15 protein-coding genes are annotated in these 14,749 nt (G+C 42.9%); 6 read left to right on the top strand and 9 right to left on the bottom strand.

The features are described 5' to 3' along the window. Positions 1–52: 52 nt before the first annotated feature. Genes H6614_01100 through H6614_01090 form a run of 3 tightly spaced genes read right to left on the bottom strand, consistent with a single transcriptional unit; the run spans position 53 to position 1,877 of the window. Positions 53–541: an N-acetyltransferase gene (locus H6614_01100; protein MCB9242252.1), complete on the bottom strand. Its 489-nt coding sequence runs from the start codon at positions 539–541 to the stop codon at positions 53–55. Beyond that, positions 541–999 carry a DUF1311 domain-containing protein gene (locus H6614_01095; protein ID MCB9242251.1) on the bottom strand — a complete coding sequence of 153 codons (459 nt, stop codon included), beginning with the start codon at positions 997–999 and terminating at the stop codon, positions 541–543. Before H6614_01095 ends, H6614_01100 begins: the two co-directional genes overlap by 1 nt. Positions 1,000–1,028: 29 nt before the next feature. Then, the gene (locus H6614_01090; protein MCB9242250.1) at positions 1,029–1,877 is read right to left on the bottom strand and encodes a nucleotidyltransferase domain-containing protein; all 849 of its coding nucleotides are present in this window, start codon (positions 1,875–1,877) and stop codon (positions 1,029–1,031) included. 142 nt (positions 1,878–2,019) lie between these two features. Here H6614_01090 and H6614_01085 point away from each other — a divergent pair, with 142 nt between their 5' ends. The 4 genes from H6614_01085 to H6614_01070 all read left to right on the top strand — a co-directional run bounded on the left by H6614_01085 (position 2,020) and on the right by H6614_01070 (position 6,123). Continuing rightward, entirely contained in the window at positions 2,020–3,408 is a 1,389-nt protein-coding gene (locus H6614_01085) for a glycine--tRNA ligase (GenBank protein MCB9242249.1), read from the top strand. Next, positions 3,408–3,662, top strand: coding sequence for a SemiSWEET transporter (locus H6614_01080; GenBank protein ID MCB9242248.1), 255 nt, complete (start codon positions 3,408–3,410; stop codon positions 3,660–3,662). The genes H6614_01085 and H6614_01080 overlap by 1 nt, the downstream gene beginning before the upstream one ends. A gap of 103 nt (positions 3,663–3,765) precedes the next feature. Further along, positions 3,766–4,800 carry a hypothetical protein gene (locus H6614_01075; protein MCB9242247.1) on the top strand — a complete coding sequence of 345 codons (1,035 nt, stop codon included), beginning with the start codon at positions 3,766–3,768 and terminating at the stop codon, positions 4,798–4,800. A gap of 282 nt (positions 4,801–5,082) precedes the next feature. Further along, a complete protein-coding gene (locus tag H6614_01070; GenBank protein MCB9242246.1) occupies positions 5,083–6,123 on the top strand; it encodes a hypothetical protein in 1,041 nt (346 codons plus the stop codon). A gap of 82 nt (positions 6,124–6,205) precedes the next feature. Here H6614_01070 and H6614_01065 read toward each other — a convergent pair whose 3' ends face one another. From H6614_01065 to H6614_01050, 4 genes are read right to left on the bottom strand one after another with little or no spacing between them, the layout of a single operon-like run. Further along, the gene (locus tag H6614_01065; protein ID MCB9242245.1) at positions 6,206–7,351 is read right to left on the bottom strand and encodes a hypothetical protein; all 1,146 of its coding nucleotides are present in this window, start codon (positions 7,349–7,351) and stop codon (positions 6,206–6,208) included. A 48-nt stretch (positions 7,352–7,399) separates the two neighbouring features. Next, positions 7,400–7,837 carry a hypothetical protein gene (locus tag H6614_01060; GenBank protein ID MCB9242244.1) on the bottom strand — a complete coding sequence of 146 codons (438 nt, stop codon included), beginning with the start codon at positions 7,835–7,837 and terminating at the stop codon, positions 7,400–7,402. An 8-nt stretch (positions 7,838–7,845) separates the two neighbouring features. Further along, a complete protein-coding gene (locus tag H6614_01055; protein ID MCB9242243.1) occupies positions 7,846–9,573 on the bottom strand; it encodes a T9SS type A sorting domain-containing protein in 1,728 nt (575 codons plus the stop codon). Positions 9,574–9,586: 13 nt separating this feature from the next. Next, positions 9,587–10,036, bottom strand: coding sequence for a hypothetical protein (locus tag H6614_01050; protein ID MCB9242242.1), 450 nt, complete (start codon positions 10,034–10,036; stop codon positions 9,587–9,589). A 436-nt stretch (positions 10,037–10,472) separates the two neighbouring features. On the opposite strand from H6614_01050, the gene H6614_01045 reads away from it, so the two are divergent. Together H6614_01045 and H6614_01040 are read left to right on the top strand one after the other, a co-directional pair. Then, entirely contained in the window at positions 10,473–11,459 is a 987-nt protein-coding gene (locus tag H6614_01045) for a VWA domain-containing protein (GenBank protein ID MCB9242241.1), read from the top strand. 290 nt (positions 11,460–11,749) lie between these two features. Further along, positions 11,750–12,661, top strand: a complete 912-nt coding sequence (locus H6614_01040) for a VWA domain-containing protein (GenBank protein MCB9242240.1) — start codon at positions 11,750–11,752, stop codon at positions 12,659–12,661. Positions 12,662–12,722: 61 nt separating this feature from the next. Here H6614_01040 and H6614_01035 read toward each other — a convergent pair whose 3' ends face one another. Both H6614_01035 and H6614_01030 read right to left on the bottom strand, forming a co-directional pair. Then, on the bottom strand, positions 12,723–13,070 hold the full coding sequence (locus H6614_01035) for a hypothetical protein (protein ID MCB9242239.1): 348 nt from the start codon (positions 13,068–13,070) through the stop codon (positions 12,723–12,725). Further along, positions 13,071–14,687, bottom strand: a complete 1,617-nt coding sequence (locus H6614_01030; protein MCB9242238.1) for a T9SS type A sorting domain-containing protein — start codon at positions 14,685–14,687, stop codon at positions 13,071–13,073. Positions 14,688–14,749 lie beyond the last annotated feature (62 nt).

Below are 14,749 nucleotides of genomic sequence, written 5' to 3'. Positions count from 1 at the left end.
TTACTTCATTCCTCCGGGAAAGCCCTTCATCTGATGGAGGGCTTTCTCTTTATTATACTCCCGCAACTTTACTTCTTCTTTCCATCATTACATTATCCCGCCATACGTCGCCCATCTTTCCCATTTTCTCACGAATTCCTATTACTTTGAAACCGACTTTTTCATGAAGCTTTATGCTCGCTGTATTCTCCGGGAATAAAACCGAAAGCAGACTCCATATCCCATTCTTCTCCGATTCCGGTATCAACACATCAAATAACTTCTTACCGACACCTTTACCGCGGTGATCCTCATGTATGTAGATACTGACCTCCATTATCCCTAGATATACTTTCCGTGTCGATGTAGGGATTAATGCTATCCATCCTGTTACCATGCCATCTTCTACAGCAACGAACCTGCATGTATCGAGATGCTTTTTATCCCACTCTTCCCATGACGGCGCTTCCGTCTCAAACGTGGCATTCCCCGTCATGATCCCCTGCTCATATATCTGCTTTACTTCATCCCAGTGCTCCGGTAAAAGCTTTACGATCTCCATCAGCGCCCGTCGTCTTCTCCCTTATACCAGCTTAACTCATCATACATTCCCTTTAGCTCCAATGCCCGCTTCCTTATAACTTCCATCCTTGCTCCCGATGCCAGCATCGGATACATCGTACCGCCCCCCATTATCTCATACACATACTCATAGTAACTGCTGATAGCCTGCATTTCCTTATCACGGAAGGTTATCCATTCACGTTGTGCTTCCCTCAGATCCTCCTTAGCCTTATCTCCCAGCACGTCCATTAACAGCTTGTAATTCTTATTCAGCTCGATATCCCAGAGCACAGCCGCGCTGTCGGCACACATTATCATACCCATAGTGGACCCGTTTGAGTCTATGCAGTTTTCATACCACAAGTCGATCGGATGCTTTTCCCGTGTGTCATCCTGTGAATATGCGAGCGCAGGCAGGATGATTAATGCGAATAAAAAAAGTAGTTTTTTTCCCATTAGTTGTAAGGTTTATGTTTGGATTACTTTTACCTTCTTAATACCATTGAAAATATCTCGCGGTTCCGCTTCGTTGAAATACCCGGCATGTACTTATCCACTATGTCCAGCGTTTCCATTATCAGCCCGGAAAGTATCTCTATAGCCTCCTCTTCCCCTGAATGGAATACATCAGTGAATCTCTTATATAGATTTTCCGGCTTTATCTTCATCTTATCGATCGTAAAATCCGCCGACTTAAACTTCCCCGGATGATACAGTCTATTGATCCCGCAAAGTATCCCAAAGATGCGCTTCTCTATATCGAGAAATGTTTCATACAAAAACAGTGTATCATTACGTTCCAACCCCATCTTCACCAGCACCCACTTCGGATGAAAAGCAAGATTCTTCTTCACAAGGTCTTCCGCGTATTTATCCGGGTAGCTCTCGATAAAATGCCTGCGCTTTTCCTCCGCCCACTCATCGCCTTTTATCGGCGCGCCATCGACAAATCCCGACAGCATTATCTGAAATTCCGCATTATTAATATCCGGCTCGCTAAGATATTCATTCAGCTCCTTCTCCCACGGCTCTATAAATGTATGCCCGTAGTCATACCTTATACCATCTACAAACTTATACACCGTTATCCCGCTGTTTATATCTTCGCCGTAAAGTCCCCCTCCGCTCGAAACCGCATCCTCCTTTATCCGGTCAAAGTCATTTTGGTCGAGAGGTTTTTCATACAGCACTATCGTATCTATATCGGAGTTATCATCGGCTATTCCTTTGGCTACAGAACCCGTTACCAGCATGGCTATAACGTTGGGGTCATCCATTAGCTCACCCGCGTTTTGCCTAGCCAGTTCCATGCGTTGTTTACTGATTTCATTCATAATTTAAGTTTTAAATTCTTTCAATTCTACGTAATATTGGTATTATTGTTATTACGATTTATGGCATTAATACTTTACTAATAGTTTTGTAAATTGCTTAATTATTAATAAATCTACGGAAATTTTGGGCAATAAAGACCTAATGGAAGTGATCGTTTCCCTCGCGAAAAGGCGGGGTTTTGTGTTTCAATCATCAGAGATCTACGGCGGATTAAACGGGTGCTATGACTACGGTCCGCTCGGTGTGGAGCTTCTCAGAAATATAAAGGAAGCATGGTGGAAGGCAATGACATACCGCGAAGACATTGAGGGCATCGATGCATCTATACTAATGCATCCGCGTGTGTGGGAAGCGTCCGGTCACGTGGAAAATTTCACCGACCCTATGGTTGATTGCAAAAATTGTAAATCCCGTTACCGCCTCGATGTGCTGTACGAAATGGTCTCCAAAAAAACTCGCAAAGAGATCGACGAGAAAAAACAGGACGGTGTTTCCGTAGAAGAGGTCATCAAAGAAAATCTCGACATAATCCCCTGCCCTAACTGTGGTAATAGAGAGACATTTACCGACGCTAAGCAGTTCAACCTGATGTTTAAGACACATATCGGCGCTTCTGAAGACTCCGCTAGTGTAGTTTATCTGCGTCCGGAGACAGCGCAGGGCATTTATGTTAACTTTCTTAACGTAAAAGAATCATCACGCCAAAAGATACCATTCGGGATAGCACAGATCGGTAAATCATTCCGTAATGAGATAAATACGAAGAACTTCCTCTTCCGTGTGCGTGAGTTCGAGCAGATGGAGATGCAGTATTTCGTAAAACCCGGTGACGATGAAAAATGGTTCGAGTACTGGAAAGAGCTGAGAATGAAATGGTTCGAACAATACGGACTGAATAAAGACAAACTGAAATTCTTTAAGCACGAAAAACTCGCCCACTACGCGAAAGAAGCCTTCGACATCGAATATGAATTTCCTTTTGGATGGGGTGAGCTGGAGGGTATCCATAATAGAACGGATTTCGACCTGAGACGCCACTCGGAATACTCCGGCAAGAAGATAGAATACTTCGACGAACAGGAAAAGCAAAAATATATACCTTACGTCATTGAGACTGCTGTCGGTGCAACCCGCAGCTTTCTCGCGTTTCTTATTGACGCGTATGATGAAGAGGAAATTCCAAAAGAAGACGGCAAATCCGAGACAAGAACTGTACTGCATTTTCACCCGGAACTCGCTCCGGTTAAAGCCGCTGTCTTCCCGCTGGTAAATAAAGACGGAATGCCCGAAATTGCTCATGAAATTACGAATTCGCTTCGTAAGAGCTTCAAAGTGTTTTATGATGATTCCGGCGCTGTCGGCAGAAGGTACAGACGCCAGGATGAATGCGGTACCCCTTATTGCATCACGGTCGATACACAGACGACCGAGGACGGTACTGTTACAGTGCGTGACAGGGACTCCATGCTCCAGGAAAGAATTAACAAAGATAACCTAACTAGCTACCTCAAAGAAAAATTAAACATATAATGGATCCTATACAGTTAATCGGTTTCCTTGGTGCCGCTGGCACAACTTTTGCCTTCCTCCCTCAATCCATTAAAGTAATAAAGTCACGCCACACAAAAGACCTCTCCTTAGCCATGTTGATAATGATGGAAGCCGGGGTTATTTTCTGGCTCATCTACGGGGTTTTAGACAATGACGTACCTATCATTGCCGCCAATACCGTTTCAATATTTTTTGTTACCACTACACTCTGGCTCAAAATAAAATATAAGTAGCCTCCTTCTAATGTTAAGTTTTTGTAAAGCCCCTTAGTATTATTAATATTGGGGCATATAATGGATATATTTATTCAATTATTCCATTATCAAAAACTTCATCATGAAAATTTCAGCACTCTTTTTAATTTTCTTCATCTTTGCATCCGTCTGTACTGCGCAGGACAATGATGTAAAAGTATCCGGCTATGCGTTCGGTGATTACTTTTACAAAGTTGACGGAGACTCTACCGGTTCCGGTACTCAGTATTCAAATATTAAAAAGGATTACCAGGGATTCGAGTTCAGGCGTATATACATCATATTTAAAAAGAACATCAGCAAAGACTTCTCTGCAAATGTCACTCTGGAGGGAAATTCCGGAACAACAACCGGCGGAAAGTACGGTTTGTATTTTAAGGTCATCCAGCTGACATGGAGCAACCTCATACCAATGGGCAGAATTAATATAGGCTTAACCTCCACACAAAGTTTTGACCTCGAGCAGAATCTTTGGAATTACAGGTCCATAGAAAAGACGGTTGGCGACTTTAGAGGATTGAGCGAGTTCACTGATGTTGGTATTTCATTCGAGGGTAACTTCGATAAAAAGGGCATCCTCAGCTACTTCGGGATGTTCGGCGGCGGCACTGGGCAAAAGCCTGTTTTTAGCAAAAATAAGAAGTTTTATGGCATGCTTACATCACGCCCCGCAAAGGGATTCGTTATTGCCGCGTATGGAGATTACCAGACAGATGGCAACGGTCAGGAATCTAATCTCTTCCGCGGAGTAGCAGGATATAATTCTCTTCATTTTAATATCGGCGGATCGATAAACCAGCAGATTAAAAAATTCTCTTCGGGACCGGATATGAAGCCTTTCGCGTTTTCAGTATTTGCATGGGCGCCGGTTGCCGTATTGAAGAATCTTTCCGTAAATGCCTTTGCTAGATTTGACATGTACGACCCGGACACCGAGAGCAGTACCACAGGATTTAAACAGAACTTCATTACCGCCGGGCTTGATTTTATGCCGGTAAAGAACGTCCACCTCATGCCTAATGTATGGATTGATTCGTACTCCGACAAAAGCTCTTCAAATATAAACAGACCTACGGACGTTGTCGCCAGGTTCACATTTAATTATAAATATGAATAAAAAGAGTATTAGAGTAACCCTCTCATATTCTTTAAATAAGTAACCCCGGGGCAGTCATCATGACTGCCCTTTTACTTCCCTTCGATCTCTCAAACAAGTAACTACCAATTTAATAACCTTTTAGCTTTACAATTACTTTACTTCAATAAAATATATAAATTACTATATTTATAGGAATTGATGCTGTTTCGTAACAATTATGTAATATTCTATTAACAATTTGGTAACAATAATATAATAGATTAGTTTAAATTTTTTAATTGTTAATTAACAAACAACATTATGAAAATTTTCACCGCATTAGTCTTTGTTCTTGCGCTGACCGCCTCTACGGTTTACAGCCAGGACGACAACGATGTAAAAGTATCCGGTTATGCATTCGGCGATTACTTTTACAAAGTTGACGGAGACTCCTCCGGCTCCGGTACCCAGTATTCAAACCTTAAAAAAGATTACCAGGGATTTGACTTCAGACGTATCTATGTTACTTTAAAGAAGAACATCAGCAAGGATTTCTCTGCCAATGTTACACTTGAAGGTAACTCGGGTACAACAATTGGAGGAAAGTACGGATTGTACTTTAAGGTAATACAGCTCTCGTGGAAAAATCTCATCCCGATGGGACAGATAAACCTCGGGTTGATCTCTCCTAATACTTATGATCTGGAGCAGGATATATGGTCATATAGATCGATAGAAAAGACAGTCGGTGATTTTAGAAATTTCGGTAACTCCTCCGATGTGGGAGTTTCCGTACAGGGAGATTTTGACAAAAAAGGAATGTTCAGCTATTTCGCGATGTTCGGCGGCGGCACAGGTCAAAAGCCCATTTTCACAAAGAATAAAAAAGTTTACGGTCAGCTTACCTCGCGCCCCGCGAAAGGCTTCGTTATTGCCGCTTACGGTGATTATGAATCGAATGGTGAAGGACAAAACGGAAGCACTATTAAAGGAACAGCCGGCTACAACTCACCCCAGTTCAATATTGGTGCAGTTGTGTACCAGCTCACTAAATCATTCTCATCAGGTCCTGATATGAAGCCGTTTGCGTTTTCCGTATTTGCGTGGGCACCTCTTGCTACATCTAAGAATCTCACCGTAAACGCATTCGCTAGGTTCGACATGTATGATCCCGATACCGAGAGCAGTAATACCGGGTTCAAACAGAATTTCATCACCGGCGGGCTCGATTTCATGCCTGTTAAAAATGTTCACTTTATGCCTAACGTATGGGTAAATTCATACACAGATAAAAGCTCATCTAACATCGACAGACCAACCGATGTGGTAGCCAGACTTACATTCTACTATAAGTACGAGTAATAAAATTTTTTACAAAGAGCAGATATAAACGAAAGGGGCTAAAAGCCCCTTTCTTGTTACATATATATAGATAAATCCTCCTTTAAAAATAGAAGTGAAAATTGAACTGGTATTCATCATTATCCAGATCAGCCTCTTCGCTCACTATCCTTATCATTAGCTCAGTCTCCATCCCGGTAACCGGAAATGCCGCCACCCCAAAACTGTACCTGTTCATCTCGTCATTGTCTGTATCCCTGTCCGGATCGAAATACTCATATTGTCCCCTGAGCTCGAGCCCCTGTATTACGCGTATATCCAATTCCCCGTATGTGAATGCCTTCCTTTTGAGAAAGTTATCGATAGTATTTTCTTCGAAATCCACCTCACCCAGTAAAGCTACCCTGTTATCCAGACCTATCTTTGTGAACCAGTTCCATGCTTTGCGGTTCGCGTTTAACGTGTTCCCCGACACAAACGCCTGGTATGGATTATTGTAAAACGACATCCCGAAATTGAAATTATACCTGTAATCAGCGAAATTGATCGTCGCGTCTCCCTTTGTTACGAACATCTTATTCTGATCCGTATCGAAAAAATTCGTGTTTAACCCGTTAAACAACCCTGCATTCAGCGTAAAGATTCCCGGCTGAATTCCCATTTCTAACCCCGCATCGGGTGAATATGGTGTATTGAGCAGATCCTGGCGCTGGTATGCGCGGTGCTCCACGATCTTTATCCCGTAATCCGGCGAAAACCTCCCCGCCCTGAAATAAAATCCGGCTGGTAGCCCGGAGATCATTCCGTATGCCTCATATTTCGTCGGAAAATTCGGGATCTCTATTCCCGAAGAAACAAACACGCTGAGCAGCTTATTGACCTCCGCGTTCACATAGAGATCACCCTGCATAGTAAGGAATGTATTCTGATTTCCCTGGTTGGGAACCTGGTTGTCGATGTGAGCTATACGGACGTCACCGCCGATGTTTATGAAGTCGTTGATACGCGGTGAGAACTTTGCATCCTTCACCAGCTTTTTAAAAGCCTCCATCTGCAAATTATCCTGTGCGTATTTCGTCCCGTAAAGATTCCGCATGGAACCTCCCGTTGGACTTACATGGCACAGGTTGCAGTTTTCACCCGTGTAAGCCGAAAAACGAGGATAGCTTTCCAGCTCACCCACAAGGTAAAGGAACAGCGATACTGCAGTAACAAATGAAAAAAGCCTAAATAGAATTTTTTTCTTCATGTGGGGTAATTTTTTTATTAAAAAAAACCTTACCCCATAACCTGAAACTTATTCCCTTTTAGTAGCCTTGATAGAACCCTTGGAAACCACACCGACGAACGTGGAATAGCTCCACTCACCGGAATAGGTCAATAGCCCCGCCGTCATCCGAAGAAAAATATTCGCGTCAGCCATACGCGGATTAGCATTAATGAATACCTGCTTCCTGTCATCGGATAGACTTCCCTTCATTTCTTTGGTCTCACCCTTGCTTATTATCTGGCTGGGCTGATATACGTTATCGAATATATATGTCCCGCTTATATCTTTACCTGTGATATTCTGTATATTGAATGTACCGGAAGCGATCGAATCACCTCCGGTATCATAGATCGTAAACGCGTAAACACCCTTATCGAAATACTGCTGTTCGAGGTCCGGTGTGTTCGAACATGAAGTCAGATAGAACAAACCTAAAATGGCTATGACTACTACTGTTACCCTCATGCTCTTTTCTATTTGATTAATATCATTTTTTTCACGGAAGAATACGAATCCTGGTTGCCCTCTGCGCTAACTGCATTAAAGCGGTAAAAATATACACCGCTCGCCAGGTTAAACGACGACGCATCGAAATAAAAACTAAACGCTCCCTTATTGTAAAACTGCCCGTCCACAAGCCTCGCGATCTCCCTTCCGGATATATCGTAAATAGATAGGTTCACCTTTGCATCGACCGGTAGTTCAAAACGTATTGTGGTACCCGGATTAAATGGATTAGGAAAATTCTGATCTAATGTAAAGTTCTGTGCTTCCGATGAGTTCGTCGTATTCTGGATACATCCTGCCTGCTGGTATCTCAGCCGTATCGTATCTCCCGGTAATGGACCAAATCCAAGGGCAAGATTTACACTTCCCTGAAGGTGACAGTAGCTCATTATTGTACCGTTATTGATCGGGCGTATAGTGCTGAAACAATTTCCCTCTGCATTGTAGCAGGAATCTATAGCTCCCAGAGGTCCGCCGGTTCCAAATACTGGCCATGCGCAGGCATGAGTATGCATAGAACCAAAATTGTGGCCCATCTCATGAGCTACAACATTTACCGTCCACGACCAGGTCGGATAGCTGGAGTAATTGTCCTCGATATTGCTAAATGCAAATCTTCCCGCGCTAAACTGTGCCTGGTATGGAAGGCATAATACATTTATCCATGCAATTCCGCCGAGACCCGCATTACGCGTAGAGAGCAAATGGGCAAGGTCACCATAAAAATTATCCTGAGTGTTCTGTCCAAAATCCGTTAGGATAGTTTCGGAATTAGAGCTAAATGCATAAGGATCTATCGAGGTATACACCCTTATTTCCGAAATATTGATCTTTATGCTTTCGTTTCTGTAAATAGTTATAACATTATTATACATACCCTCGACGAACTGCCCGACGTTATTTATACTACTGCCATTATCCTGGTACATCTGGTAATCACACAAAAAGTAAACTCTTGTTGTATCATCGAAGCCGTTTGGATCATCTGATGGAGTGAGTGGCATATTTTCATTATTTGGATTAAATATCCTCATCTTATTATCCTTACCATCCACTCCGCATTTAAAATCGCTCTTCTCTACCCTGTCCCTGTCATTGTAGTATATATACTGGTCTGTATTGTTACCGTCATTATCCTTTACTGAACCCAGGTTATAGTTGCCGTTATCATCCGATACCACTCCCATTACAAATTCCGGGAAGATGCTGATAGAGGCAAGCGAGTTTATGTCACCCTTTATAATTCCTCTGTAATGTACACCGGGGGTGTAATTTTCACGCTTTACGACACCGTTGTTTATTGATGTAAACCGAAAATCCTTATCGAATATGTTCACCTTTGTTAATTCCAATTGGACGTTACCGTCTCCTACCGGGATATTGAATACAATATTATCCGGCTTTTCACTGTAAAGTGTAGAGAGCGCGGAAGGGTCCATAGTCAATGTCGTTACGTTTGTGGAAAACTTCGCGAGATTCGGGTCACTTGACGCATCACCCGATGAAGTGAATAAGCTGATGTCTCTAAGATCAGCCTTGTTGATCTTACTTATCTCATTTGCCACTTCGTGCTTTCTGACGGGAGTATTCTCCGGCGTTAATGTCACAGGCGTATCCTTTCCCGAAAAACCGATCAGGAAAAGCAAACTCAGTGGCGCTGTAATGAAAAATACTGTTCGTAATATTTTTATCATGATATAATACTTTTTATTTTTCTGATGAATTACTGTTGTCACCGGAGGTCTTATCTCCGCTCACCCTGTTATTATCACTCGACACTTTACTATATTCGAGGGTTCTTGTGACGTTAATACCGACCAGCACTAGTTCGGTCGCGTTCGCTGTTTGTATCGTGTACTGTACGTTCGATGCCGTATATGTGAGTACGTTATTGTTGGCGGTGTAATCGCGCGTTATCGAGCCTTGACCCGGACATTGCAGTATCGCGGTGCCGTCGTCACGAAACTCCACCACCTCGCCTTCGCAAACATCCTGACCCGAGCCTTCCTGCCTCTGTAAAGACCATGTGCCTATTACATCACCCTGTACCAGGGAGTTTAATATATCTTCACAATCCCCTGCAACAAATGCCAGCGAAAGAATGAACATATAAAGGATTATCAGAGCAGGACGTCTTTTTAGCTTTGAAATCATCATTTATTGTTAATTTTTAAACGTTTTTTAAAAATACTTAATTTGCATCTCAGATACAAACTAAGTTTTTTTTAATATTGGGTTATAAATTTTTCTATTCGAACCTGGAATTTATACTTATTTTTCAGCAATGTGATGTAAATCATTGCAAATCTCTGCCAAAACGCTGTAAATTTGTATATGGCAGGATTTCCCAGAAAATATATGGTTATGTGCGGTAATACTGCAAACAAAAATTTTGCAAATCTTGTAAAATCAAAACTGTGAAAAGTCATTGTATATAGACTTTATAGCTGAAAATATTTATTCTTTACATACAAAACTCATCATTCCGCACACTTGACCTTCTGAAAGTTGTATTCTGTTTTTTAAAAAAAGTTTCATCTTAAAAGTATTACCTAAAAAGGATTTACATTAATTATAATGGAGGAAACAATTAATGAAAGTTCCATTTTACCGTTCACTCACGCTTATTCTATTTATTTCGATCTTTACCGCTTCTTACGTTCTTACGGGTTGTAACAAGGACGATGAGATGATAGTGTCCGGCGATGTTACAGATGTAAACGTCAACGGATCGCTAAGTCCCACAAATCATACAACTGCCCAGGGCAATTTGTTCGTTACCGACCAAAACGGAAACCCGCTAAGCATTACGAGCAATGACGTTTCAGCCGTAATGACCTGGACGTCGGATGACCCTGCCGGTACTTCAAACGGTACAGTGACTATAAATAGTGTAGTCTCTCAGGATATTGCAGCCGCGATCACTATGGATTATAGCGGAAGTATGTACTCACCCTCGACCTTGATACCATGTATGGTTGATGGTGTTAGTGCGTATATAAATGCAATGAGTTCGAATGACCTTGCGGAGATAATTAAATTCTCGACAAGTGTGTCTCTTGTCAGACCATTTACAAATAACAAAACAGATCTTCTCACTGCAGTTCAATCTACTGCTAATAATCCGTCCGCTGGAAGCACAGCGCTCTATGAATCGATATACAACGCTACTAACGATGTCTCTGCGTTGAATTCGGCTGACTATCTTCGTGCGGTTATAGCTTTTACAGACGGGGGTGAGAATGCGTCATCTGTTACAAGAGCACAAATGATCTCACAGGCTCTTAACTATGCGATCCCTGTGTTTACAATAACACTGCTCAACGGTGTAAGTCCGGATGATATGAAAAATATTGCCGATACTACCGGGGGATTTGCGTTTACTGTTTTACCGGATAGCTGTAATAATATTTCTAATATTTACACACAGATTAATAACCAGGTTAATAATGCTTACTCTATGTCGATTACCTGGCCAAATTTCGAAATGCCGGCTGCCGGTACTCTGGTAACAGTAACTGTTTCAGTTACATATGGTAGTATTACTAAGTCGTTCACAAAATCCTATGTACTACTTTAGAGCTTGGATTAAAAATTAAAAAAAGGCAGGCTATCCTGCCTTTTTTTGTTTATACGGCATTCTGATATAGCTGGACATTTAGAACAAATTTTTATATGATTAGAATGTTCAGGTAGTGATACCAAACACCACATTTTTTTACATCTCTATTTTTTTCTCAAGTCAGGGTAAATAGGAATATTAAATAACTAATTTAATTAGGAGAAAACATTATGCACTCTTCCAATTATTTGTGTTCCTATTTTTGCAGTAAATTTGTGCCTTTTTTGGTAGTTTTATTAGTTTTTTTTGTGACTGGCTGTAACCAGACGGATGAAGTAGTAACACCGGGTAATGTTACTAATATCGAAACAAACGGGTCACTCACCCCGACTTCGCATTCCTCCGTCGAGGGGAGTTTGTTCGTTACGGACCAGGAAGGAAATCCGGTAACCATTTCAACCGGCGATGTTAGCGCTGTAATGACCTGGGCATCGGATGATCCTTCCGCATCTTCTAATGGAACTGTGACTCTCACCAGCTCCTCAAACCAGCACATCGCTTCTGCTATCACTATGGACTATAGCGGAAGCATGCACACTCCCCCAACGCTGATACCTTGTATGGAAACCGGGGTAACTGCATACATAAACCGTATGCACCACGGTGATCTCGCGGAGCTAATTAAATTCTCAACCGATGTTGCTGTTGTCCAGAATTTTACAACCAGCAAGCCCGATCTGCTCAATGCAGTCACTTCAAACAGTCCTACTGGAGGGACAACCGCTCTCTACCAATCCATCTACAAAGCCACTATGGATGTCTCTGGGCAAAGCAATAACTGCCTGAGAACCGTTATAGCTTTTACCGATGGTGCGGAAAACCATTCGACGATTAGCCGGGCTGACATGATCACTGAAGCATTGACACACGGCATTCCTATTTTCACCGTCACTCTGCTCAATAGCGGAGCCGATCCTCAGGACATGCAGGGTATCTCGGATACCACCGGTGGGTTTGCGTTCACCGTCGAACCCGACAGCTGTGAGATTATTGAAAACGTATATGAACAGATTAATACGCAGGTTAATAACGCGTATTCATATACTATCACATGGCCCATAAGTGAAATGCCCCCGTCGGGAACGACCGTTACGGTTACGATCTCGGTTAATTACAAAGGTCTGATAAGTTCCTTCGAAAAAACTTTCAGATTGCCGTAAAGATGAAAACAAAAAAGGCAGGTATAAACCTGCCTTTTTTATAAACTGTTTTTCGGATTGTTTACTGGCTCCCATACGTTAAGGTCTTATCTATATTTATACCCGTTAGCACGAGCGTCGTATCGGCTGGCTTGCTGATGGTATATTGCACGTCCGTCTCCGTAAAGGTAAGAATGTTATTCGACGCAGTGTATGTCGTGCTTACCGGATCAAATCCCGGACATTGAAATAGCGCCGTCCCGTCATTGTTAAATTGTGCCAGCTCGCCATCGCATACGTCTGTCGCTGTTCCCGATTGTTCCCTTAGTGCCCAGAGACCTAGTATATCATCCTGAACCTGCACCTGGACAGGATCCTCACACGCGTAAATTAATACAGCCAGCAAAAAAACTAAAAGATATCTTTTCATCTACTTTATAAGAAGCATTTTCTTAATTTCGCTAAAATTTCCAGCATTTATACGGTAAAAATATACCCCACTGGATAGGGCTCCTGCGTTCCACTCTATGGAATATCCGCCTGCCGATAGGACGCTCCTTATTGGTGATCCGATCTCCCTGCCTACCGCGTCATAGATCGTAAGACTGACAAATGCCCTTTCCGGGATATCGAACTTTATCAATGTTGACGGGTTGAACGGGTTTGGATAATTTTGATACAGCCTGTAGCTTCCCGGAGTTACATTGGGATTATGGGTTATGCCCACAGGGAAATCCACGATTGCGGAATATATCTCCTGGTTGTCACCCCCTGCTCTGTCGTCTGTCCACACTGGCACTACACGCCCGTTATATACGTCCATATTTATATAGTCCCCATACCGCACGTCTGAGTTGGGCGCATTCCCAAAAAATGACACGTCACTCAGCCTGTCATTCAGCCATGTATTCCCGCCATCCGTGGACCGCGCTATATATGAATTAAATCCGCTCCTTTGATCGTAGTACACCACATATAGATCCCCGTTTACGTCGCACCTCACCACCGGCCAAAACTGGTCTCCCGTGGTCACGTCGTTCACCCTGATCGGGCTAGCCAGCCATGTAGCGCCAGCATCCGTCGACCTCTGAAACCACACGTCCTCGTTACCGCCCCGCTCATCCGCAAAGACCACATACACATCCCCTCTCCTCGCACCGTTGCTGTAGTCCACACATATAAACGGAAATGATCCGTTACTGCTGGAGCTGACCGAGCTTATCGTCTGGTCTGTCCCAAACGAAGTCCCCCCGTTCGTGGACTTGTCAAACCGTATACCGCTCTGCCACCATACTATGTATATTTCACCATTCGTCCCCGAACATACATTGGACCCCTGCGCTGAAGTGCTCGTCGAGACACTCACTGTCGATGTCCAGTTCAATCCCGCATTAGACGACTTCCTGAACTTTATTCCCCTCGACGGCCCAAAGCTCGTCCACGAAATAAAAATATTATTGTATGTCGTATTTGTTTGCACTGGATCGCAGAATATCCATTCCTTATCCTCACCTGCCCCTCCGCTTCCCGGCACAGCCGTAGAAAAATAAGAAAACGTCTGCCCGTCATTGGTAGATTTATATATCAGCATCTCGCGGTTAAATCCCGAGACCGGCTGGCGGGACGTACTCGAAATATAAAAATCACCTGCCGAGTCGCACGCTATTACCGGGTCGCTCTGAGAATCATGATCCGGGTTAGGGTCCGGCAAAAGCTGGGATACTGCCCATGTAAGACCGCCGTCCGTGGACCGGGTGTACCCTATCCTTCTCTCTGCCGGGCTCACACCTAGCCTGAAATCTCTCCATGCCGCTACTATTATATTAGTGTTCTTTGTGCTGATTCTTACCGAAGGCTCATTCTGCGGAAACGAATTTCCCGACAGGTCCTGGTTGGTAAATACCGACGCGTCCAGCAGGCTTTGGCCTGAAAAATGGAATGGCTTTAAAAATATTGCGTGCGGTTCGTTCGAATTATCTTCATACTGCGAATATAAAGGGTGTGTAATAACACCAAATGCCAATAATATCAGAAATGTTTTAATCATAAGAGTAGTTTATTATACCTAAATATTTCATCATAGAATAAAAAAAGCAATCCCAAAGATTG

This window comes from Ignavibacteriales bacterium, assembly GCA_020635255.1.
GTDB lineage: Bacteria > Bacteroidota > Ignavibacteria > Tepidaquicellales > Tepidaquicellaceae > JAEYVS01.
The sequence above is the reverse complement of the archived record's forward strand: the minus strand, read 5'-3'. Positions and strand labels throughout refer to the sequence as shown.